This is a genomic window from Duganella sp. FT27W, assembly GCF_009295655.1.
Classification (GTDB): Bacteria; Pseudomonadota; Gammaproteobacteria; order Burkholderiales; family Burkholderiaceae_D; genus Rugamonas; species Rugamonas zoogloeoides.
Window position 1 is genome coordinate 50,216 of record NZ_WHIV01000006.1, and the last position, 22,394, is coordinate 72,609.

Below are 22,394 nucleotides of genomic sequence, written 5' to 3' on the forward strand. Positions count from 1 at the left end.
CCGCCTCAGATCCGGAAAACAGCGTACGGCCCGACCGCAACGCGTTTTATATAAATAAACAGACAACACCACGCAGTTCCCTCCCCTACCTTTACTTTCCCGTCACGGGACACTCAACACATATGCATCTATCTGAATTAAAGGCCTTACACGTCTCGGCGTTGCTGGAGATGGCCATCGGTCTTGATATCGACAACGCGGCCCGCCTGCGCAAGCAGGAGCTGATGTTCGCGATCCTGAAAAAGCGCGCCAAATCCGGCGAGCAGATTTTCGGCGACGGCGCCCTCGAAGTGCTGCCGGACGGCTTCGGCTTCCTGCGCTCGCCCGACGCCAGCTACATGGCCTCAACCGACGACATCTATATCTCGCCATCGCAAATCCGCCGCTTCAACCTGCACACCGGCGATTCGATCGAAGGCGAAGTGCGCACCCCGAAAGACGGCGAACGCTATTTCGCGCTGGTCAAGGTAGACAAGGTCAACGGCGAATCGCCGGAAGCCTCGAAACACCGCATACTGTTTGAGAACCTGACGCCGCTGCACCCGAACGAGCCGCTGCGCCTCGAGCGCGACATCAACGGCACCGAGAACATCACCGGCCGTATCGTCGACCTGATCGCACCGATCGGCAAGGGCCAGCGCGGCCTGCTGGTCGCTTCGCCGAAGTCCGGTAAATCCGTGATGCTGCAGCACATCGCCCACGCGATCACCTCGAACCACCCCGACGTCACCCTGATCGTGCTGCTGATCGACGAGCGCCCGGAAGAAGTGACCGAGATGCAACGCTCGGTACGCGGCGAAGTGGTCGCATCGACCTTCGACGAACCGGCCACCCGCCACGTGCAGGTTGCCGAGATGGTGCTGGAAAAAGCCAAGCGCCTGGTCGAAATGAAAAAAGACGTGGTGATCCTGCTCGACTCGATCACCCGCCTGGCCCGCGCCTACAACACCGTGATCCCGGCGTCGGGCAAGGTGCTGACCGGCGGTGTGGACGCCAACGCGCTGCAACGCCCGAAACGCTTCTTCGGCGCTGCCCGTAACATCGAAGAAGGCGGTTCGCTGACCATCATCGCCACCGCGCTGATCGAAACCGGCTCGCGCATGGACGACGTGATCTACGAAGAATTCAAGGGTACCGGCAACATGGAGGTGCACCTGGAGCGCCGCCTGGCCGAGAAACGCGTGTACCCGGCGATCAACCTGAACAAATCGGGCACCCGCCGCGAAGAACTCTTGATCAAGCCGGACCAGCTGCAAAAAATCTGGATCCTGCGCAAGCTGCTGTACTCGATGGACGAGATCGAAGCGATGGAGTTCATCCTCGACAAGATGCGCGCCACGAAGACCAATACCGAGTTCTTCGACATGATGCGCCGCGGCGGTTAATTACCTCCGCCCCGACAGGCAACCCGAGTGGTTGCCTGTGTCCGTATACCGCTGTATAATCGGCGGTTGCACTATTTTTAATCACTGGCAAGTGATCAGCAATCGGGTCGAGAAGCAGTACAGACCGACGAAGTGCTGTTTGGCTACCAAACTCACCGAGGCTTCAAAATGAAAGCAAATACCCATCCAGATTACCGCGAAGTTGTTTTCCACGACCTGTCGTGCGACTTCAAATTCGTTACCCGTTCGACCATCGCCACCCGCGAAACGATCAATCACGAAGGTAAAGACTACCCTCTGATCAAGATCGAGGTGTCGGCTGAATCGCACCCGTTCTACACCGGCAAACACAAAATCGTCGACACCGCTGGCCGCGTCGAGAAGTTCCGTCAGAAATTCGGTACCGTCGGTTCGAAAACCGCTGTCGCGGCAGGTTAATTCCCCCCGAGCCAGTCAAAAAAGCAGCCTCTGGCTGCTTTTTTTATTTGTGGCTCCCTGCCGGGCGCCCGGTTTTCCTTCATACTCCCGTCTACCTCAATTTGCACTCTGATCGATGAAGCCAGTTCGTCTTCCCGCCGCCGCCACGCTGGCCCTGCCGCGCCTGGCCCTGTTTGCCCTCGGCCTGCTCTATATTCTGCCCGGACTGATTGGCCGCGAGCCGTGGAAGAACGACGACGCCGCCAGCTTCGGCATCATGTGGACCATGGCGCACGGCACCTGGCAAGACTGGCTGGTACCGAATATCGCCGGCCTGGCAATTCCCGACGACGGCCCGCTGGCGTTCTGGATCGGTGCGCTCGGCATCAAGCTGTTCGGCTGGCTGCTGGGCGATGTGCTGGCCGCCAGGGTCGGCACGGTGGCCATCTTCCTGTTCGGCGTGCTGTCGCTGTGGTACGCCACCTTCAACCTCGGCCGGCGCCAGGATGCGCAGCCGCTGCGCCTCGCCTTCGGCGGCCAGCCCGAACCCGACGATTTTGGCCGCACCCTGGCCGACGCCGCCGTCCTGATCTACCTCGGCTGCCTGGGCTTGCTGGTCCACAGCCACGAAACCACGGCCGACGCGCTGCGCGTCTCGCTCACCGCCTTCATGTTGTACCGCACCGTGCGCTACGTGGAAGCGCCGTCGCTACGCAACGCGGCGCTCAGCGGCCTGGCCATCGGCCTGCTCACGCTCACTCATGGCTGGGTAACGCCGGTGTGCTTCATGCTGGCCGTGTTCGCCTGTACGCGCTTGCTGGCCCAGCCCGTGGGCCGCGCGCTGCGCGACCTGGGCCTGGCGTTCCTGGTGGCTGCCGCCGTGACCGCGATCTGGATCGTGCCAGCGCACTTGCTGCAACCGTACCACCAGCACCCGGTGCAGAACTGGAGCGCGCTGCACCTGGCGCAGTTCGGCTTGCCCACCGTGTTGGCCTATAAATTCTTCTTCCGCGTGGGCGTGTGGTTCTTCTGGCCGGCCTGGCCGTTCGCCGGCTGGGCCATCTGGGCCTGGCGCCGCCAGCGCCTGGCGCTGCACATCGTGGTGCCGCTGGCGTTCGTCACCATGGGCGCCATCATGGCGCTGTGCGCCACCGCGCCCGAACAGGGGCAATTATTGATCCTGCTGCCGCCGCTGGCGGTGATGGCCGCCTTTGGCCTGCTCACCATGAAGCGCGGCGCCATCAACGCCATCGACTGGTTCTCGGTAATGGCGCTGACCTTGTGCGCGGCCGTGATCTGGATCTTCTGGTTCGCCAAGCTGACCGGCTGGCCGGCGCAGGCGGCCAAGAACGCCCTGAAACTGGTGCCGGGCTTTACGCCGGAAGTGGGCGCGGTCGCGGTCCCGGTGGCGGCGATTGCCACTGCCGGCTGGTTCGCGCTGGTGCACTGGCGCGTGGCGCGCCGGCCGACCGTACTGTGGCGCGCCGTGGTGCTGTCGTCAGGCGGCCTGATCCTGATCTGGATTTTGCTGATGACGCTATTCCTGCCCGACCTCAACTACAGCAAGAGCTACGCCGGCGTGGCGCGTCAGATCGCCCAGAAGCTGCCGCCAAACGCGGACTGCATCGAAACCAATGTGGGACCGGCGCAGCGCGCCTCGTTCGCCTACTATGCGCAACTGCCGTTCACCGGCGTCGAAGGCGGGCGTTGCAGCCTGTTGCTGCTACAGGAAAGCACGCGCGCGCGCGACAACCGCGACGTCGCGCCGCACCATCGCGGCAAGCAGTGGATTTTATTGTGGGAAGGCCGGCGTCCGGCCGATCGGGATGAGCGTTTCCGCCTGTATCGGCGCGCTGACTGACTGGTTGGCCAGGATCGGCGGGACCGCCGATCCTGCGCGCCGCATCAACGGCGTGCCACGACGATGGTATTGGCCGGCAAGACCTGCGCCATCGGCAGCTTTTCAAAATTGGTGATGCCCACTTCGTCGCCATAGTCGCGGAACACGATGCGGGCGCCTTCTTCGCTGATGAATTCTTTATTCGATACAGGTATGACCCGGACGCGACGGCCTTTGTCCACCTGGGTGTACAAGCGATCGCCGCTTTGGGTAAAACGCACGATCTGGCCATTGGTCAGCCGGTAAGCGTTGGTGTAATCGGCCAGCTCGCTGGGCGAAACATACACGCTGCTGCTCACTTTTACTTGCGGAATATTTTCCTGGATTTGCCGGGCATGGGCGGCAGGCAGGGCGGAAAAAGCGAGGGCGGCGGCGAGGGCGATCAGGGTGGTTTTCATGGTGAGCTCCGTAAGTGGTTGAGGCAATCAAGGGGTTTCGGCATCACCGCTGTGCTTCTTGTTTGCAGCGGCTGATGTAAGCACCTTAACAAGCCCGGACCATAAAATCCGGCGTTTGCGACCAGCCGCCAATCCGCCGGTATCAACTGCAAAATCGCGCGATGAATGGACGCTGTCTGAAAATTCCAGGCAATGTCGACAAGTTGATAACGCCAGCGGCGCACAACGCGCCGAAATACTTGCAAGCCCTGCCACGAAAGGCGCCGTTGCTGTTGCGGGCGCCATTTTTTTTCGCCGCAGTGCGATACAAACGCCGGTAAGCCAGCTATAGTGCTGAACAGGACGAGTTGCCTCAGGGCATGTTATTTTCATAATATCCGTCCAGAAACGCAATTCCGGCTGCGCCACACCGCGCGCCGGCCCTTGGCGGCCTCGGCTGCTGCGCCCTACCCCCGCGCCCAGCCCGACACCAGCTGCCCACACTGGATAGCGCCCACATGTTTACACTGCATAAACTTCAAACTGCCTTACGCAACAACTACGTCCGTATCGCCCTGCTGATTGTCGCGATCGGCATCGCGGTCATCGTCGGCTGGCGCAAGGAAGTGCCACAAGACACCAGCCCGCTGCTGCGCACCCAGGACATTTCCGTCATCACGGCGCTGGCCGGCCAGCGCAACAAGCTCGAGTACCTGCTGATCGCCGCGCCGCTGTCGGAAGCGCCGCGCTACATCATCAAGCTCAAGGACGACCCGCTGCTGCGCGTGGTGAAAGTGCCCAGCACCTCGCACCTGAGCCTGGAGCGCGAAGTTCTGCTGCGCAATAACATTCCCTACGCCATCGCCCGCGAAGACTACCTGGCCTCGCACAAGGCCGTGCTGGTGGACGAGGAAGACAGCGCCATGGCGCGCGCCGGCGGCTTCCTCAAGCGCCACGCGATCGACATTCTGCTCGTGTGCGTGGTGCTGTTCCTGCTGCGCCACGGCCTGCCCGGCACCGGCGTCAACGCCACCGTGCTCACTCCCGACCAGCTGACCGGCAGCATGGACGACCTGATCGGCATGGAAGACATCAAGCAGGAAGTGCTGCACCTGGAAGACATGATCCGCAACCGTGCCGTCTACCGCGAGCACGACATCGACAAGCCGTTCAACGTGATGCTGACCGGCCCGGCCGGTACCGGCAAGACCAAGCTGGCCGGCTACCTGGCCAAGCGGCTCGACATTCCGCTGATCCAGGCCTCGGGCTCGGCGCTGGAGTCGGGCTATATCGGCGGCGGCTCCAAGGCGCTGCACGCGCTGCACCGCAAGGCATGCGCGCGTGGCAGCTGCATCATCTTCCTCGACGAAGCGCAAGGCCTGTTCATGCCGCGCGGCCGCGGCGAAAAAAAATGGGAAGACGACACTGCCAACACCCTGCTGGGCCTGCTCGACGGCGTGCGCAGCGACAAGGGCGCCGGCGTGATCTGGGTGGTGGCGTCCAACTTCGACGACGCCTCGACCAAGATGGACGAAGCGATGCTGCGCCGCTTCTCGGTCAAGGTCAATTTCCGCCTGCCCAACAAGAACGAACGCAGTGAACTGTTGCGCTCGTTCCTGGCGCGCAAGGCCGACGGTTGCGTCGATTGGGACCATCTCAAGCTCGACCATGTGGCCGAGATCACTGCCAACCTCAGCCCGGCGTTGTTGCAAACAGTGGTCGAGCGCGCCAGCATGATCGCCATCCAGGAAAACAAGGTCATCGATACCGACCTGATGTTCCGCGCCTTCGAACGCGCCACCATCGGCCTCACCGACCGCGCCACCACGGCCGAAAAGACCCGTCAGCGCGAGCGCGTAGCGCTGCACGAGCTCGGCCACTTCTTCATGCAGATCGACCCGTGGCTGCGCGAAGGCATGACCCTGGCCGAAGTGAAGGAACGCTCGCCGTTCCTCAAGATCAGCACCGAATCGGTCTCCAAGCTGGGTGCGCTCGGCTACGTGCTGTCGGCCTCGGACGACGTGGCGCTGCGCACCCTGGAAGAGCTCGAGCGCGACGTGATCCAGCTGTACGGCGGCGTGGCGGCGGAAGAACTGTTCTACGGCGCGCGCGGCATCTCGGTGGGCAGCCAGAACGACATCCAGAAGGCCACGTCGATGCTCGACATGATGGTGAACCAGCTCTCGATGTATTCGCGCTCCAAGCTCGACTACACCCAGTTCAAGCACAAGGACACCGACCTCGACCAGGTACAAGCCAAGTCGGACGAACTGTACACCTACACGCTGCAGGCAATCGCCGACTACCGCGAGCAGATCCTCGAGCTGAAGGACGTGCTGATGGACCAGTACGTATTGTCGAAGGACGCCATCTTCGACCTGCTGGAAGAGCAACAGCAACGCCTGGTCCGCCAACCCGTCCTGGTTGCGCTTGCCTGATCAGTAAAATTTCCAGTCACGAGTCTTGCGGCTGGGGGGCAAATCAGTGATAATGTACCTCGCATTGCATGCAGGCCTGCCTTGGTGGTGGAACTGGTAGACGCAGCGGACTCAAAATCCGCCGCCGAAAGGCGTGCCGGTTCGATTCCGGCCCGAGGCACCAGGTATTTGAAGTAAATAGTTGTACATACATAGAAACCCGCTTGCCGTCAGGTAGTGCGGGTTTTTTGTTATGTAGCCTGTCGCCCATCCCGAGTTTAGCAGTTACCTTGGTGTATTAAAGAAAGCCTTAATTCAGAAGGTGATCTTGAACCTCCAAAACATTGCCAATCTGTAATGAGGCATTTGTTGACGCCCCTGAACCAACTGCCTAGCATGGATTGCAATTGCGGCGACCCGCCCGCATACCACCGGACCTTTCCATGCGAATTTCCCACATCCCGCGCCAGCTGGCACAAATTGCTGCCGCCTGTCTGCTGACTTTTGCCGCCTCGGCAGCGAGCAGCGCCGCTGTTCCCGCTGTTGCCACCACGGCGACCACGCCCCCGGAGGACACGGTTCCCCCGAACACGCCGCCGACATCGCAAGCGGATGTGGACAAGATCGTTGCCTACGCCAACAAGCATGGCGTGCAAACGCCCACCGGCTGGATGGCAATGCTTTTGCCCAGTATCAGGGGGCATATTCAGACAGCGGACACCGACGATGTGGTCCAGCTGATGTACAACGACGAGCAGAAGCTGGCCGGCGCGGTGATGGTCACTTTTACGCCTGGCGGCGGCTACGCCGGCATCCTGAAAACCTTCAGCTATGAGGACAGCGATGCCAACCCGCCGCGCCTGTCGATGATTGAAGCAGGCGACTACTTGCCGGCCTGCCATCCTGGTAACCCGTGCGAGACAGTGCATATCGCCCAGCAGGCAGTCGGCCTGTGCTTCGGTGAAGCGTCGTGCCGGATCCTCTATTTCGAAGGCAAGCAACTGCGCGACATCGTCATGACCGACTAGCAGCAAGGCAGCGGGCCCGACCATGCATAGTGCATGGTGCGACTGCGAACAGACCGCCCCACCACCCCGGACTATGCTGCGATTTTTACCTCCGGGAGCTGTCATGGGATTCGATCTGGGAAGTTTATTGCAACAACATGCCGGCCACGTCACTGCCGCCGATCCCGACGGCGTGGCGCAAGCCTTCAAGCATATCGTCGGCGAACAATCGCAATCGTCGGTCGCCCAGGGCATTGCCCGGGCCTTCCTGTCGGACGACACGCCGCCGTTTGCGCAAATGGTCAGCCAGCTGTTCTTCCGCAGCGACAGCGGCCTGCGCACCGAACTGCTGAACTTGCTGCTGGACAATGTCAGCCCGACCATGTTGTCCGCGCTGGCCGGCAGCGTCGGCACGCTGTTTACCGAGAATGGCCACCCACATCTTTCCACAGAGCAAATCGCCGACATCACGCCGCCGCAGGTTGCCGAAATCGCCGTTGTGGCGCAGCAACACAACCCTGGCATTGTGGAACGCATAGCAACGCTGTTTGCACAGCATCCGAACATCTTTAACGGACTCGACAGCGACACCCTTAAAGTCGCGCTCGGCTCTATGGCGCAGCAGCGTTAAGTGCTGCCAGCCAGGCTGTTAAACCGAGCTCCAGCGTAAGCTGCGCCAAGTGTAAACTGTCTGAAATATAATAAAAACGATACAAAAGTTGCTGTAAGTTTCATTGGATTTCAAGCAGTATACAAACTTTGACCATCGGCATTAGTCGAATCACAACTTACATTGGAGGTCTGAGATGGCTGTTTCGTTTAAATCCGCATTGATGCCGTTGGCAATGGCCGTAGCCCTGTCGTTCAGCGCAGTTGGCACCGCTTCGGCCGATGCGCTCACCGAAAACTTCGATAACGGCATTCCGTTGGGCTGGACGACTGTCAACAACAGCGCTCCGACCGGCTTCACCAGCTGGACCACGGGCAGCACCACCATATTCGGCGCCTACGATGGTGCGGCCGATTCCTATGTTTCGTCCAACTACAATGCAGTGCTGGGCTTGGGCACCATCAGCGACTGGCTGATCCTGCCAACGTCCACGTACCGCAACGGCGATACGCTGTCGTTCTTCACCCGCACCGACGCAAACTCGGCATTCCCGGACAATCTGGAAGTGCGTTTCAGCACGGTTGGCGGCGTCGATGTCGGCACCACCGCAACCAGCGTCGGCACCTTCGACACCTTGCTGTTGTCCATTAATCCAGTGCAAGCCCAAAGCGGCTATCCGGAATTCTGGACGCAGTACAGCGTGTCCCTGAGCGGCCTGACCGGCGACACCAGCGGCGCGTTCGCCTTGCGCTACGTACTGACCGACGCTGGCATTAATGGCAACAACGGCAACTACATCGGCATCGACAGCCTCGACATCACTTCCACGCCGCTGGCAGCAGTGCCGGAAATGGAAACCTACCTGATGATGGCTGCCGGCCTGGGCCTGATCGGCTGGATGCGCAAGCGCAAGTCGCGCGCTGTCCGGGCGTAACAGCAAGCGTAAGCTACTGCGGGTGCCAGTCGAGCACCCGCACCGGCTGGGCCGCCACGGCGGCCTGGCCTTCCCCATCGACTTGCTGCACGTCCTGCACAAACAGGCTCAGCACGCCGCTCCGGCGCCACAGCTCCGTATCGAAACTCGGTTCCCATGACCCCACCGACGCTGCCGTCAGGTCGCTGACCTGCCATTTGCCGTCCGCGATATCCGTGGTGCGCGCCACCGACACCTTGCTGCCACGCTCCTCGTCGCGAAACACCAGTACCGCACCAGGCCGCTTCTCGTCCAGGCTGACCATGATTTGCGGCCGCGCGATCGGTATCCGCTTGGTGCCCTGCCCGCTCAGGGAAAACGCCGTCCGGCGAAAGCCTAGATTGCGCATCTGCCAGCCTTTGGCGTCGCGGTACACCACGCGGTACTGCGGCACCGTCGAACCGGGATCGCGCCAGTAGCTGGCGATGTAGGGCCGGCCGCCGGCATCGGCCGCCATCGAGGTCTGGTTGATCAACTCGCTGTTTTGCGGGATGCGCAGCGCATATTCGGCGCTGGCGGCGCTGATCGGCAACGCATACGGTTTGCCGCTGGAGGTTTCCCACGTGACGCCGCCGTCGCGCGAGCGCGCATAGCCCAGGTCGTGGTTGCTGGCAACGTCCGGCGATTCGCGCCATACCCACGACACGTGCAAGGTGCCCTGGTGGTCGAGAAACGCCTGCCAGTAGGCGTTGCGCTTGCCCTCGCCCGTGATCAGGTTTGTGTGCAGCCGGGTCCAGGTGGCGCTGGCCGGGTCGTAGCGGTTGATCACCAGGTCGCCCCGGCCCGAGCCGCCCAGGCGGTAGAAGAACAGCAGCCGGCCGTCCGGCAGGCGGTAAAACTCGGGGTACGAGACGGTGTCTTCGTCCTGCCCCACCATCGACTGCTTGGGCCCCAGTTCGAGCGACCCCGGCTGCACGCCGCGCGCGTAGCGCAGCGCGTTATTGTGGTGGTCCCACGCCACGTGCAGGATGCCGGCGCCGTCGAGCATCAGGCTGATGGCGTTGTGGGCGTCGGCGGCGTTGCCCTGGTATCGGGTACGGTGCACGGTCCAGTGCGCGTCGCCGAGCTTGCGCTTGCCCAGCACAAGGTAGCGTTCGGCGTCGTAATAGCCGACGTACTGGTAGTCGCGGTCGGACACCAGCGAATTCTTGCGAAACACCACGGCGTTGACGGAATTATTGGCCCAGCCCGGGCCGACCAGCGTCTCCACGGGCGCCGCTGTGGCAACGGTGACAACACTGGCCGCCAATATGCCCGCCACCAGATATTTATCAATCAAATCAATACCATACATGCAACATGTCTCCTCTGATACTCTTATTTCTGCACGGGAAATATGCCATAATATCCAACCTGCGTATCCGACCACGCCGCCCACTTTCCCAACCCCATGAGCACCGACAGTTTCGACCCCGCCCTGCATGCCGATCCCCTGCAATTCTGGGAACAGCGCGTCAAGGCAACCCGCTGGATGATTACCAAGACCGTTTTGCTGGGCGTGTTCGCCGGGGTGCTGGGCATACTCGGGCAAGGGTGGCTGGAGCGCGCCGCACCGCTGTTTCCCATTATCAGCCAGAACTATGGCGTGTGGCAGCTGTGCTACCTGCTGGCGCTAATACTCATCTTCGTGATCTGGGCGCTGGCCATGCGCCAGAAAATGGCGCTGCTGGAAAACAGCAAGCACGGCATGCATACCCAGCAGCGTATTGCTCAGCACAACGCGCGCCGCAAGCAGGCGGCAGCCGAAGCGCGCCAGCGCCGGGACGAACAGGAGAAGGCGCGTGCGCTGGAACTGGCCGCAAAACAGGGCGCCAAAAGCAAAAAATTCGACTACTGACCAGCTACTCATCGGGTAGCAATCGAGTAGTCTCAGCACCAGATTCAGAGCCGCCGCGCAACACTCGGAAGGTCTTGCAGCGGCCCTTTTGTGATATGGTTTCTGCTCCAGATCGGCGCACAACCTACTATCATATGACTACCGCCACTCTGCTTCAATTGTTCTCTCCGCCGAGCGATCCTTCGCTGCTTCAATACGGCATTTATACCCCCACGCTGGTTGTGCTCTCGATCCTGGTTGCCATTTTCTCATCATGGATGGGATTGCAAGTTGTCGACCAGGCCAAATCGGCCACCACGCGCGGCCTGCGCGCCACCATGCTGGCCACCGGCAGCCTGGCGCTGGGCTGCGGCGTGTGGGCCATGCACTTCATCGGCATGCTTGCCTTCGACCTGTGCACGATCGTCGAGTACGATCCCGGCGTGACCATTCTGTCGGTGCTGCCCAGCCTGGGCGCCTCGTGGGTTGCGCTCAACATCATCGGCCGGCGCGAGCTGACCACCGGCGCCCTGCTCACCGGCGGCGTGCTGACCGGGGCCGGCATCGGCGCCATGCACTACACCGGCATGGCCGCCATGCGCACCAACCTCTATCTGCAATACGATCCGGCCATGTTCGCGCTGTCGATCGTGGTGGCCGTGGCCCTGGCCACGCTGGCGATCTGGATCCGCTTCGGCGTGCGCAGCTTGCGCCAGCATGTGCGCCCCAGTTTCCTCGGCGTGCTTGCGGCATTCGTGATGGGCTGCGCCATCGCCGGCATGCACTACACCGGCATGGCCGCGGCGCGCTTTACCGGCGTGCCGATCGCGGGCGATGGCGGGAGCCAGAACACCGGTTTCCTGGCGCTGTCGATCGCGGTCATCACGGTGGCCATCACGGTATTTGTCCTGGCCGCCAATGGCGTGCTGCGGTACCGCGACCTGTACCGCCAACTGAGCGAGAGCGAGCGCTGGATGCGCGCCCTGCTCACCACTACCATCGACGGCGTGGTGACGGTGGACCGCGACGGCGTGGTCCATGAATTCAACGCCTCGGCCGAGCGCATCTTCGGCTGGCGCCGCGACGAAATCGTCGGCCGCAATATCCGCCTGTTGATGACCGATGGCGACCGGTCGGAACAGGACGGCCTGCTCAAGTTCCTGCACCAGGCCGACGATGCCGGCGCGAATGCGGGTGCCAACACGGTCAACGAAGTGATCGCGCTGCGCAAGGACGGCGGCGTGATACCGATCCGGCGCGCCATCGGCCACGCGCGGGTGGAACACCGCGACCTGTTCGTGCTGTTCATTACCGACATCAGCGAACGGCGCGCCATCATGCAGGCGCTGCGCGCCAACGAGCAGCAGTTCCGCTCCCTGATCCGCAACATCCCCGGCATCTCGTTCCGCAGCAGCATGGGCTACGACGCGCCGCCGGTGTTCGTCAGCGACGGCATGGAGCGCCTGGCCGGTTTTCCCGCCGGCGATTTCGTCGGCCCGCAGCGCACCCGCACCCTCGGCACGCTGGTGTTGCCCGAGGACCGCGAGTATGTCGAGGCGGAGATCAGCCGCAGCGTCGAACGGCTGGCCGCCTACCAGGTCGAGTACCGCATCTGCCACGCCGACGGCAGCATCCGCTCGATGTGGGAACACGGCGCCGTCACCCGCGACGAGAGCAACCCGGCCATCATCTGGATCGACGGCGTAATCCTCGACATCACCGAGCGGCGCCAGATGGAAGAGGAACTGCGCCAGGCCAAGGAGACCGCTGAACAGGCAGCCGCCGCGCGCGCCAGCTTCCTGGCCAATATGAGCCACGAAATCCGCACGCCGATGAACGCCATCCTCGGCTTCACGGACGTGCTGCTCGATACCGAACTCGATCCGGCCCAGCGCCGCCACCTGGGCACCGTGCGCAAGGAAGGCAGGTCGCTATTAAGACTGCTGAACGAAGTGCTCGACACCGCCAAGCTCGATAAAGGTGCCGTGGAACTGGAACCGGACGATTACAGCCTGCTCGGACTGATCGACGAACTGGCCTCCACTTTTGGGGGCAATGCCCGCGCCAAGGGCCTGACCATCGACATCGAATACGACCCGTCGCTGCCCACTTGGCTGCACGGCGACGAGCTGCGCATGCGGCAAATCCTCGGCAACCTGCTAGACAATGCGATCAAGTTCACCAGCGCCGGCAAGATCACGCTGCGCGCCGGCGCGCGCCACGGCCAGTTGCAGATCGCGGTGCAGGACACCGGCATCGGCATCGCGCCCGAGCGCCAGGCCGCCATCTTCGATCCGTTCACCCAGGCCGACGCGTCGATGACGCGGCGCTTCGGCGGCACCGGCCTTGGCACCACCATCAGCCGCCAGCTGGTCGCCCTCATGGGCGGCACCATTGGCGTGACCAGCGTGCCCGGCGAAGGCGCCACCTTCACCGTGCTGCTGCCGCTGGAACCCGCACACGCTCACGATGGCCCCGGCCAGAGCGCGGAGCGCAGCGACTATCCACTGCCGCCGCTGCGCTTCCTGGCGGTGGACGACGTGCCGCAGAACCTGGAACTGCTGTCGCTGATGCTGGCCCGGCGCGGCCACACCCTGCAGACGGCCAGCGACGGCGCCATCGCCGTACAGCTCACCGGTGATCACACGTACGACATCGTGCTGATGGACGTGCAGATGCCGCTGATGGACGGCCTGGCGGCCACCCGCGCCATCCGCACCCGCGAGCGCGAACGCGCGCGGCTGTCGGGCCAGCCCCTGGCCCGGGTGCCGATCGTGGCCATGACCGCCAGCGTGCTGGCCGCGCACCGGCAGGCCACCACCGACGCCGGCATGGACGGTTTCGCGTCCAAGCCGGTGGACTGGTTCGCGCTGTCGCACGAGATCGCGCAGGTGCTGCGCCTGCCGCCGATGGAACACGGCACGCAAGCCGACGCGCCGGCGCGCCAGCGCGTGCTCAACCACAAGGCCGGCCTGCAGCGCTGGGCCGGCAAGGAAACCGTGTACCAGCACGCGCTGGGCCGCTTTGCCGCCGACTACAACGACGGCGCCGCCACCCTGGCCACGCTGCTGGCTGCGCCCACCGCCGCGCGCCTGGCGGACGCGCAAGCCTGGTGCCACCGCGTGCGCGGCGTGGCCGCCAACCTGGGACTGGAGCAACTGGCCGCCACGCTGGCCCACATCGAAAAACTGTGCGGCGCGCCGCCGCGCGATGCCGACGTGCCGCTCGACGCCGAACTGGCGCAGCAGCAGCGGCAACTGGCCAGCCAGCTCGAAGCGGCGCTGGGCGCCATCCACGCCATGCAGGCGATCACCACCCGCCGCGACGCCGCCAACGCCCGCACCCGCGACGACGACCACAGCGCCGCCGGCCAGGGCGCAGACACGCCTGCCACTGCCGCCGCCACACCGGCAGCTTTCGATGCGGCCGCCGCGCGCGCCCGTGCCGCGGCATTGCTGCCGCCGCTGCGGCGCGGCGCGCTGGACGACGCCGCACTGGCGGCGCTGGTCGCCAGCCTGGCCGGCGCCCCCGCCACCCCGCTCAAACACCTGGCGGCGCTGCATGGCGCGCTTGACGATTTCGACTTCCCGCTGGCGGCATCCACGCTGGAAGCAATACTGGACAGCCTGTCCAAGGAGTAGATAGATGCCCCTGATGGAAAAGAAGCTGCCGCTGATCCTGGCGGTGGACGACGAAGCGAGCAACCTGCAACTGCTGCGCCACATCCTGCAAGACCAGTACCGGCTGCTGTTCGCCAAGGACGGCCAGCGCGCGCTGGAACTGGCGGTGCAGGAGTCGCCGCAACTGATTTTGCTCGACGTGATGATGCCGGGGATGACCGGCTACGAGACCTGCCGCCTGCTCAAGCGCGATCCGGCCACGCACGATATCCCGGTGATTTTCGTCACCGCCCTCGGCGACGCCACCGACGAGGTGGTGGGTTTCGAGGCCGGCGCCGTGGATTACATCACCAAGCCGGTCAGCCCGCCCATCGTGCGCGCCCGCGTGCGCACGCACCTGACGCTGGTGCGCGCGGACGAACTCAAACGCACACGCCTGGAAATCGTCCAGCGCCTGGGCCTGGCCGCCGAATACAAGGACAACGAGACCGGCCTGCACGTGATCCGCATGAGCCACTACGCGCGCATCCTGGGCCTGGCGCTGGGCATGAGCGAAGAAGAGGCGGACGACCTGCTGCACGCGGCGCCGATGCACGACGTGGGCAAGATCGGCATCCCCGACAGCATCCTGCAAAAACCGGGACCGCTCGACGCCGAAGAGTGGAAGGTGATGCAGTCGCACTCCTCGATCGGCGGCGACATCATCGGCCGCCACGAAAGCGGCATGCTGGCCATGGCGCACCTGCTGGCGGTCACGCACCACGAAAAATGGGACGGCAGCGGTTACCCGAACGGTTTGAAGGGGGAGGAAATTGCGCTGGTGGGAAGGATCGTGGCGATTGCCGACGTGTTCGACGCGCTGACGTCGGCGCGGCCCTACAAGCAGGCGTGGCCGGTCGAGCAGGCGGTGGAATATCTGCAGCAGCAGCGCGGCAAGCACTTCGAGCCACGGCTGGTCGATCTCTTTATTGAACAGATGCCCGCGCTCCTCGCAGTGAAGGAGCGCTGGGCAGAGCATTCTTAGGCGACGAGCCGCACCTGGCGCCCGGCCAGGCGCGCCATCACGGCAACGACGTGGTCGATCTGGCGGAAGGTGTGGCCGGCGTTCATCATGAAGCGCAACCTTGCCTGGCCCACCGGCGCGGCCGGGAACTGGATCGCATCGACGTGGATGCCTTCGCGCCGCAACTCGATGGCGTAGCGCTGGCAGGTTTCGGCGTCGCCGATCAGCACCGGCAGGATCGGCGTGGCGGTCGAGATGATGGTGTAGCCCAGCGGCGCCATCTGCTCGATGAAGTAGCGCTGGTTGTCCCACAGGCGCTGGCGCCGCTCCGGTTCCTCTTCCAGCAGATCGAGTGCAGCCAGCAGCGCCGCCGCCTGGTCCGGCGGTGGCGGGCAGGTGAAGCCGTAGGCGGAACTGGTCAGGCGGATCACGTCGGCCACGTCGCGCTCCACCGCCACGAAGCCGCCGATCGAACCGAGCGCCTTGCTCAGGGTCCCCATCTGCATGATGTTCTGGCTGTAGCAGCCGAAGTGCTCGGAGGTGCCGCCGCCGTTGGCGCCGAGGATGCCGGTGGCGTGGGCATCGTCGATGTACAGCAGCGCGCCGAAGCGTTCGGCCAGCGCTACCAGGTCGGGCAGCGGCGCAATCGTGCCTTCCATGCTGAACACGCCGTCGCTGACGATGATCGGCGTAGTGCCTTCCTGCGCGCCCGCCTGCAGCAGCGATTCGAGATGGTTCATGTCGCAGTGGCGGTAGTTATAACGCAGCGCGCCCGACATCTGGATGCCTTCGCGGATGCTGATGTGGTTGTACTCGTCCGAGTAATACGCGTACTTGTGGCGCTTCTTGGCGCGGAAGCCATGCAGGCGCGCCAGCGTGGCCGCCTTGACGATCGACGACAGCACGCCGATATTGGTCATGTAACCGGTGACGAACAGCACCGCGTCGCTCTTGTGCTTGAGCGCGCCCAGGCGTGCTTCAAGCTCGCGGTACACCTCCAGGTCGCCGCCCAGCAGGCGCGACTCGCAGTTGCCCACGCCGTAGCGATCGAGGCCCCGCTTGGCCGCCGCCACCAGTCGCGGGTGGTTGGCCAGCGCCAGGTAGTTGTTGGTGCTGAAGGACACCACTTCCTGGCCGCCGCTGATAAACGTGGGATCGGGCAGCGTGGTGTGGACGGCGGAGTCGTGGTGCACCGGATGGTGCTGCAGCCAGTGGGCGATATCGGTCAGATCATGCATGGTCAGGAGGTTTCAGTGAGCGTGAAGCCATCATAGAACCGGGCGACTCTCCGCAAGCTTGCGGTCACATTACAGTCAGGATAGCTGGGAGCCCGCCAGCGGCAACACCAGCCGCGCCACCAGTCCCGGTGCATTGTCCTCCAGCGCCAGCCGGCCGCCGTGCGCGGTGGCGGTGGCAGCGACGATCGACAGTCCCAGGCCGTTGCCCGGCAGGTGGCGACTCTTGTCGAGCCGGTAAAAGCGCTGCGTCACCTTGTCCAGTTCTTCCGCCGGGATGCCGGGGCCGTTGTCGCTGACCGCGATCGCCGCCATGCCGTGGTGCAGGCCGGCACGGATGCGCACCACCGATCCCGGCCCGGCGTACTTGATGGCGTTTTCCAGCAGGCTGGCAATCGCGCTGGCAAGCAGGTTGCGGTCGCCGTCCACATACAGCGACTCCGGCGCATCCACGCTCAGGCTGATGTTGTCGTCTTCCGCGCTGGCTTCGTACATCTCGCCGATGTCGGCCACCACGCGGCCCAGGTCCAGCCGCTCGAACATGCTGGTGCGCATGCCCGACTCCACCTCGGCAATTTGCAGCAGGCGCTCGAACAGGCGTATCAAATCGTCGATATCGTCGATGGCGTCGTGCGAGGCGCCCGCCAGCCGTTCCACGCTGGCCTCGTGGCGCAGCGCGTCGTCGAGGCGGCCGCGAATGCGCGAGAGCGGCGTGCGCAGGTCGTGGGCGATGGCGTTGGACACGTGGCGAATGCCTTCCATCAGCAGCTCGATGCGGTCGAGCATGCGGTTGATGTCGCGGTTCAGGCGCGCGAATTCATCGTCGCCGCTGATCGCGATGCGGTGGCTCAAGTCGCCGGCCTCGATGCGGGCGGCGGTGCCGCGTATTTCGCCCAGCTTGTTCTCGATGGTGCGGCGGAACAGCAAGGCGCCGGCCACCGTCAGGAGCAGCGACACGCCGGCGCCGGCCAGCAAAGCATCCCAGATCAACTCGCGCACGGCTTCCTGCTCGCTCAGGTCGCGGCCGACGATCAGCATGCCGCCGCCGTCGAGCGGGCGCAGGTACAGGCGTGCCGGTTTCAGGTGGCCTTCGCGCACGACGTCGGCGCTGAGCATTTGCGGGCGGGTGCTCGCCTCGGTTTCGCCCTCGGCCTGCGGCCACGAGCCGAGATTGCCGGCCAGGGTATTGCCCTCGCTGTCGAGCAGCTGGAAGATCTCGCGGTCGCTATCGATACCATCGGCCAGCAGGCGCCGCACTTCTTCGATCAGGTGCGCATGGCCATCGGCGTTAGCGCGGTGCAGCAGGCGCTGGGCCTGGGCGACGATTTTTCCATCGAGGTTCTGATCAAGCACGCCGATGGTGCCGGTATAGAACACCACCGACACCACCGCGATCGAGATGGTGCCCAGCAGGCCGTAGCCCAGCACCAGCTTGGCGGCGATCGACGCGCCCCAGAGCCGCGATGGCTGGCGCAGCCAGTCAGCCAAGCACGCGCTCCCCGCCGTCGCTGTCGCCGGGCGCGGTGGCGCCCATGCGGTAGCCCACGCCGCGCAGGGTGTGGATCAGCATCACCGGGAAGTCCTTGTCCACCTTGGCGCGCAGGCGGCTGATCTGGACGTCGATCACATTGGTCTGCGGGTCGAAGTGGTAGTCCCACACCGATTCGAGCAGCATGGTGCGGGTGACCACCTGGTTCTCGTTGCGCATCAGGTATTCGAGCAGCCGGTACTCGCGCGGTTGCAGCGTGATCACCTTGGCGCCGCGCGTGACGCGCATGGTGCGCAGATCGAGCTTGAGGTCCGCCACTTGCAGCTGGGTGCTGTCGGCGCCGGGCGCACTGCGCCGCAGCAGCGCTTCTACCCGCGCCAGCAGTTCGGAAAACGCGAACGGTTTCGGCAGATAATCGTCGGCGCCGCCGCGCAGGCCCGTCACGCGGGCGTCGATGGTGGACAGGGCGCTGACGATGATGACCGGCGTGTGCTTGCCCAGCGCCCGCAGCTTGTCGACGATGGACAGGCCATCGATACGGCCCGGCAGCATGCGGTCGAGGATGATGATGTCCCATTCCTCCGCGATGGCGTAATCTAGTCCGTCCGGGCCGGTGGCGCAGGCGGTGACCAGGTAGCCCGCTTCGCGCAGGCCCTTGCAGATGTAGTTCGAGGTTTCGGCTTCATCTTCGATGACCAGGCAGCGCACGCGTTTCTCCATCAGGGGGTGATGGCGTATTTTAACCGCATTAATCGCAAACGCTGGGGGTGAACCCCCGCCGGGACGCCGTCGTTGCGTCGCACAGCAGGTGGCGCCATCTTGGTGGCGTCAATGGTGAGGACCGTCGTCAGGGCGCAGAGTTCGGGTGCAATGATAGGGTCTTGCCCTATAAAAAGATTTGCGCCAGATCAAATGGCGGCCAGCTCTTCGTAAAGCACGTGGTAGTTCAGTGCCATGCGTTCGGCCGTGAACAGGTCGCGGTAGCGCGCCTCGGCGCGCCGGCCCATGTCGGCGGCACGGGCCGGGTCGTCCCACAGCGCGCGCATGGCCGCGCCCAGGGCTGGCGCATCGTCGGGCGGCACCACCAGCCCGGTCACATTGTCGATATTGATGTAGGTGGTGCCGGTACCGATCTCGCTCGAGATCATCGGTTTGCCGAACATGGCGCCTTCCAGCAGCGAGATGCCGAACGCCTCCGAGCGCAGGTGCGACGGGAACACCATCGCGTAGCACGCCTGCAGCAGCGCAATCTTGTCATCTTCGTCCACCGCACCGACGAAATGCACGTGCTGAAGTCCCAGGCGCGCGACGTGCTGCCTGAGTTCCTGCTCGATCGGGCCGGCGCCGACGATCACCACCGGATAGCGAGAATTTTCAGGATGGGCCAGCGCGTCGAGCAGGATGTGCAAGCCCTTGTAGTAGCGCAGCACGCCCACGAACAGGAAGAAGCGCTGGCCGAAGCGCGCGCGCCACTTGTCGGTCACTGCCGGTGGCGGCTGGCGGTAGCCGGCCTTGTCGAGGCCGAAGGTGATCACGCGGGTCTTGTCGGCAAACTGTTGCAGCACCGGCGACGAGGCCAGGTAGTTGGGCGAGGTCGCGACGATGGCATCGACGCTGCGCAGGAAGCGGCGCTTGAGCGGCGCGTACAGGCGCAGCAGGTTTTTCTGGCGCACGATGTCGGAGTGGTACGTGACCACGCTGGGCTTGTCCACCCGCGCCATGAAGTGCGCCAGGTCCATGAACGGCCAGGGAAAGTGGTAATGCACGACGTCGGCCTGGCGCGCCAGCTGCGCCAGCTGGCCGATGGCGCCGACCGAAAAGCCGGTGGACGCGATCTCGAAGTTTTGCCGCGCGCGGTGCACCACGTGGCCTTCGAAATCCATGCGCGCCGGGCCCGGGTGGCGGCCGAGCGTGAGCACGGTGTTGTCCACGCCAAGGCGGCCGGTACCCACGCACATCTGGCGGATGGCCTGCTCCACCCCGCCCCACGAGTCGGGATAATAGGTTTTGTAGAAGTGCAGGACGCGCATGGCCGGCCTCCTCACGCTGCCAGCACTTGCCGATAGACGGCGGCGGTGCGGCGCGCCGCCTCGTCCCACGTCATCTCCAGCGCGCGGATACGGCCGCCAGCAATCAGCCGCGCCCGCGCGCCCTCGTCGCGCGCCAGCGTGGTCATGGCGGCGGCAATGTCGCCCACCGACAGCGGATCGAATTCCAGCGCTGCCCCCTGCGCCACCTCGGGCAGCGACGTGGCGTGGGCGCAGGCCACCGGCACGCCGCTGGCAAACGCTTCGAGCAGCGGCAGGCCGAAGCCCTCGTGCAGCGACGGAAACACGAATGCACCGGCGCCCGCGTACAGGTGGCGCAGCTGGTGGTTGTCGGTCAGGCTGTCGAGCCAAACGACATTTTCGCCGCGTTCGCGCGCCGCCTTCAATCGCTGTATCAGTTCGGCGCTGCGCCAGCCCGGCGCACCGACGATCACCAGCTGGCGCGCTGCGCGCAGCACCGGCGGCAGCGACAGGTAGGCGTCCAGCAGGCGCTCGACGTTCTTGCGCGGCTGCAGGGTGCCCACAAACAGGTAGTAGCCGGCCTGCAGCCCATACTGCGCCAGGGTGGCGTCGCGCGCCTGCGGCGCCGGTACATCGAACCATTCGGCCCGCACGCCGTGATAGAGCACGCTGATCTTGCGCTCGTCGATGCCGAAGAATTCCACCAGCTCGCGCACCGAATAGTGCGACGACGCGATCACGTGCTGCGCCTTGCGCGCGGCGCGGATCTGCAGCCAGTTTTTCAAGCGCCGCCACTTGGGATTGCACCACTGCGGGTGCGAGATCGGCAGCGCGTCGTGCAGGGTCGCCACCACCGGGCAGTCCATGCGCACGATGCGGTAGTCGGTGGCGTGGAACAGGTCCAGCGGTGCGGCGCCGGCACTGGTAAGAGTGCGGCTCACATCGAGATAGGCGCCGGACGGCAGCAGCATGTCGCCCAGCGTGGCGACCGGGAACGACAGCGGCAGCGCGCGGCCCGCGCTCAGCCTCTGCAAGCCGCCAGGCGGCGCAAAGCTGAACGGCACCACGTCCACGCCGGCGCCCGGCAAATGGTCGAGCAAGGCGCGGGTGAAGACGCCGATGCCGTCGAACCGGCCGCCGGTCAGCGCCGGTTCGATCGTGGTGGTGGACAGGCCTACCCGCAATGGCGTTACAGCGCCGTTCACGCCTGATACATCCAGCGCAGGGTGTCGGCCAGCGGCACCGGATCGACTACACCGGCAGCGCCGATCACGCTGGCCAGGCGGCGGTTATCGCCCACCAGGCGCACCACTTCGTTGGCGCGCACAAACGCCGGATTGACGTGGACGTCGATGCGGTAGCCGGCAATGTCGGCCATCAGGTCCAGCACCTCGCCCAGCGAATGCGCATTGCCCGAGCAGATGTTGAAAGCGCGGCCGGCGGTGGCGGCGGCCGGCGCCGCCAGCAGGCGGCGATAGCTGCTCGCCACCATGCGCACGTCGGAAAAATCGCGCCACACGTGCAGGTTGCCCAGCTCGATGCGTGCCTCGCGACGGCGGAAGTGGGAGACGATTTTGGGCAGCAGGAAGTTCTCGTCCTGGCCCACGCCGGTATAGTTGAACGGCCGCGCGATGATCAACGGCAGGCGGTCGCCCCACAGGCGCGCCATGTATTCCATGGCCAGCTTGCTGACCGCGTAGTCGTTGGCCGGTGCGGCCGGCACGTCTTCACCGATCACGCCGACGTCGGTATTGCCGTAAATGTTGGCGCTCGACGCCAGCAGCACGGCCGCCGGCCGCCTTGCCAGGCCGGCCAGCGCTTCGAGCAGGTTGCGGGTGCCGGCCACGTTGACGCGGTAGATTTGCTCGGCGTCGCCGTGACCGACAAAGGCGATGGCCGCCAGGTGCACCACCACGTCGGGCTGTACTTGCTGCACCACGGCCGCCAGCCCGGCGCGGTCGTTCAGATCGACACTGAACTCGTCCATGCCGGCCGCACTACCGGGGGCGACGATGCCGTGCACCTGGTAGCCCGCCGCGCGCAGTTCCTGCGCCACGTAGCGGCCCGTAAAGCCGGCACTGCCGGTGATCAGCGCGCGTTTGCCGGCGCCTTCCAGGGTGGCGTGGGGAGTCACCG

Annotated in this window: 19 protein-coding genes and 1 tRNA gene; 11 read left to right on the top strand and 9 right to left on the bottom strand. The window is 64.5% G+C overall.

All coding sequences use genetic code 11. The annotated features are described in order from the left end of the window. The first annotated feature begins 122 nt into the window (after positions 1-122). From rho to F8197_RS25855, 3 genes are all read left to right on the top strand, one after another. A complete protein-coding gene (gene rho, locus F8197_RS25845; RefSeq protein WP_026637540.1) occupies positions 123-1,385 on the top strand; it encodes a transcription termination factor Rho in 1,263 nt (420 codons plus the stop codon). A 168-nt stretch (positions 1,386-1,553) separates the two neighbouring features. Then, positions 1,554-1,823 (top strand): type B 50S ribosomal protein L31, encoded by a 270-nt coding sequence (locus F8197_RS25850; RefSeq protein WP_056137927.1) that lies wholly within the window; start codon positions 1,554-1,556, stop codon positions 1,821-1,823. A 115-nt stretch (positions 1,824-1,938) separates the two neighbouring features. Then, positions 1,939-3,663 carry a glycosyltransferase family 39 protein gene (locus tag F8197_RS25855; RefSeq protein WP_152884738.1) on the top strand — a complete coding sequence of 575 codons (1,725 nt, stop codon included), beginning with the start codon at positions 1,939-1,941 and terminating at the stop codon, positions 3,661-3,663. A 44-nt stretch (positions 3,664-3,707) separates the two neighbouring features. Here F8197_RS25855 and F8197_RS25860 read toward each other — a convergent pair whose 3' ends face one another. Both F8197_RS25860 and F8197_RS25865 read right to left on the bottom strand, forming a co-directional pair. Further along, positions 3,708-4,100 (bottom strand): gel scht, encoded by a 393-nt coding sequence (locus tag F8197_RS25860; protein ID WP_152884740.1) that lies wholly within the window; start codon positions 4,098-4,100, stop codon positions 3,708-3,710. A 27-nt stretch (positions 4,101-4,127) separates the two neighbouring features. After that, positions 4,128-4,508 carry a hypothetical protein gene (locus F8197_RS25865; protein WP_152884742.1) on the bottom strand — a complete coding sequence of 127 codons (381 nt, stop codon included), beginning with the start codon at positions 4,506-4,508 and terminating at the stop codon, positions 4,128-4,130. Between the two features lie 89 nt (positions 4,509-4,597). On the opposite strand from F8197_RS25865, the gene F8197_RS25870 reads away from it, so the two are divergent. The 5 genes from F8197_RS25870 to F8197_RS25890 all read left to right on the top strand — a co-directional run bounded on the left by F8197_RS25870 (position 4,598) and on the right by F8197_RS25890 (position 9,047). Continuing rightward, complete coding sequence (locus F8197_RS25870; RefSeq protein WP_152884744.1) at positions 4,598-6,517, top strand: AAA family ATPase; 1,920 nt, start codon at positions 4,598-4,600, stop codon at positions 6,515-6,517. Between the two features lie 78 nt (positions 6,518-6,595). Beyond that, positions 6,596-6,680, top strand: a tRNA-Leu gene (locus F8197_RS25875). A 259-nt stretch (positions 6,681-6,939) separates the two neighbouring features. Beyond that, entirely contained in the window at positions 6,940-7,524 is a 585-nt protein-coding gene (locus F8197_RS25880) for a hypothetical protein (protein WP_152884746.1), read from the top strand. Positions 7,525-7,627: 103 nt separating this feature from the next. Further along, complete coding sequence (locus F8197_RS25885) at positions 7,628-8,134, top strand: hypothetical protein (protein ID WP_152884748.1); 507 nt, start codon at positions 7,628-7,630, stop codon at positions 8,132-8,134. Positions 8,135-8,309: 175 nt separating this feature from the next. Then, positions 8,310-9,047, top strand: a complete 738-nt coding sequence (locus tag F8197_RS25890; protein WP_152884749.1) for a choice-of-anchor J domain-containing protein — start codon at positions 8,310-8,312, stop codon at positions 9,045-9,047. Positions 9,048-9,060: 13 nt separating this feature from the next. On the opposite strand, the gene F8197_RS25895 is transcribed toward F8197_RS25890, so the two are convergent. Then, positions 9,061-10,365 carry a BNR repeat-containing protein gene (locus tag F8197_RS25895; RefSeq protein ID WP_227012426.1) on the bottom strand — a complete coding sequence of 435 codons (1,305 nt, stop codon included), beginning with the start codon at positions 10,363-10,365 and terminating at the stop codon, positions 9,061-9,063. A 111-nt stretch (positions 10,366-10,476) separates the two neighbouring features. Between F8197_RS25895 and F8197_RS25900 the strand changes: the two genes are divergently transcribed. From F8197_RS25900 to F8197_RS25910, 3 genes are all read left to right on the top strand, one after another. After that, the gene (locus tag F8197_RS25900) at positions 10,477-10,923 is read left to right on the top strand and encodes a hypothetical protein (protein ID WP_152884753.1); all 447 of its coding nucleotides are present in this window, start codon (positions 10,477-10,479) and stop codon (positions 10,921-10,923) included. A gap of 134 nt (positions 10,924-11,057) precedes the next feature. Further along, positions 11,058-14,543 (top strand): MHYT domain-containing protein, encoded by a 3,486-nt coding sequence (locus tag F8197_RS25905; RefSeq protein ID WP_193333574.1) that lies wholly within the window; start codon positions 11,058-11,060, stop codon positions 14,541-14,543. Positions 14,544-14,547: 4 nt separating this feature from the next. Further along, a complete protein-coding gene (locus tag F8197_RS25910) occupies positions 14,548-15,546 on the top strand; it encodes a two-component system response regulator (RefSeq protein ID WP_152884754.1) in 999 nt (332 codons plus the stop codon). Here F8197_RS25910 and F8197_RS25915 read toward each other — a convergent pair. The 6 genes from F8197_RS25915 to F8197_RS25940 form a co-directional block, all read right to left on the bottom strand. Further along, positions 15,543-16,763, bottom strand: a complete 1,221-nt coding sequence (locus F8197_RS25915; protein WP_019923831.1) for a pyridoxal phosphate-dependent aminotransferase family protein — start codon at positions 16,761-16,763, stop codon at positions 15,543-15,545. The genes F8197_RS25910 and F8197_RS25915 overlap by 4 nt on opposite strands. Before the next feature lie 75 nt (positions 16,764-16,838). After that, the gene (locus tag F8197_RS25920) at positions 16,839-18,248 is read right to left on the bottom strand and encodes a HAMP domain-containing sensor histidine kinase (protein WP_152884755.1); all 1,410 of its coding nucleotides are present in this window, start codon (positions 18,246-18,248) and stop codon (positions 16,839-16,841) included. Then, entirely contained in the window at positions 18,241-18,957 is a 717-nt protein-coding gene (locus F8197_RS25925) for a winged helix-turn-helix domain-containing protein (RefSeq protein WP_373996983.1), read from the bottom strand. The genes F8197_RS25920 and F8197_RS25925 overlap by 8 nt, the downstream gene beginning before the upstream one ends. Before the next feature lie 200 nt (positions 18,958-19,157). Further along, positions 19,158-20,279, bottom strand: a complete 1,122-nt coding sequence (locus F8197_RS25930) for a glycosyltransferase family 4 protein (protein ID WP_152884757.1) — start codon at positions 20,277-20,279, stop codon at positions 19,158-19,160. 11 nt (positions 20,280-20,290) lie between these two features. Beyond that, complete coding sequence (locus F8197_RS25935; protein WP_373996984.1) at positions 20,291-21,463, bottom strand: glycosyltransferase family 4 protein; 1,173 nt, start codon at positions 21,461-21,463, stop codon at positions 20,291-20,293. Further along, complete coding sequence (locus F8197_RS25940) at positions 21,460-22,392, bottom strand: NAD-dependent epimerase/dehydratase family protein (RefSeq protein WP_373996985.1); 933 nt, start codon at positions 22,390-22,392, stop codon at positions 21,460-21,462. The genes F8197_RS25935 and F8197_RS25940 overlap by 4 nt, the downstream gene beginning before the upstream one ends. Between the last annotated feature and the right edge of the window lie 2 nt (positions 22,393-22,394).

Bases quoted from the DNA above. Each gene is read 5' to 3' on its own strand.
- rho (WP_026637540.1), top strand. From the start codon at position 123: ATGCATCTATCTGAATTAAAGGCCTTACACGTCTCGGCGTTGCTGGAG.
- F8197_RS25850 (WP_056137927.1), top strand. From the start codon at position 1,554: ATGAAAGCAAATACCCATCCAGATTACCGCGAAGTTGTTTTCCACGAC.
- F8197_RS25855 (WP_152884738.1), top strand. From the start codon at position 1,939: ATGAAGCCAGTTCGTCTTCCCGCCGCCGCCACGCTGGCCCTGCCGCGC.
- F8197_RS25860 (WP_152884740.1), bottom strand. From the start codon at position 4,100: ATGAAAACCACCCTGATCGCCCTCGCCGCCGCCCTCGCTTTTTCCGCC.
- F8197_RS25870 (WP_152884744.1), top strand. From the start codon at position 4,598: ATGTTTACACTGCATAAACTTCAAACTGCCTTACGCAACAACTACGTC.
- F8197_RS25880 (WP_152884746.1), top strand. From the start codon at position 6,940: ATGCGAATTTCCCACATCCCGCGCCAGCTGGCACAAATTGCTGCCGCC.
- F8197_RS25885 (WP_152884748.1), top strand. From the start codon at position 7,628: ATGGGATTCGATCTGGGAAGTTTATTGCAACAACATGCCGGCCACGTC.
- F8197_RS25890 (WP_152884749.1), top strand. From the start codon at position 8,310: ATGGCTGTTTCGTTTAAATCCGCATTGATGCCGTTGGCAATGGCCGTA.
- F8197_RS25900 (WP_152884753.1), top strand. From the start codon at position 10,477: ATGAGCACCGACAGTTTCGACCCCGCCCTGCATGCCGATCCCCTGCAA.
- F8197_RS25905 (WP_193333574.1), top strand. From the start codon at position 11,058: ATGACTACCGCCACTCTGCTTCAATTGTTCTCTCCGCCGAGCGATCCT.
- F8197_RS25910 (WP_152884754.1), top strand. From the start codon at position 14,548: ATGCCCCTGATGGAAAAGAAGCTGCCGCTGATCCTGGCGGTGGACGAC.
- F8197_RS25915 (WP_019923831.1), bottom strand. From the start codon at position 16,763: ATGCATGATCTGACCGATATCGCCCACTGGCTGCAGCACCATCCGGTG.
- F8197_RS25930 (WP_152884757.1), bottom strand. From the start codon at position 20,279: ATGCGCGTCCTGCACTTCTACAAAACCTATTATCCCGACTCGTGGGGC.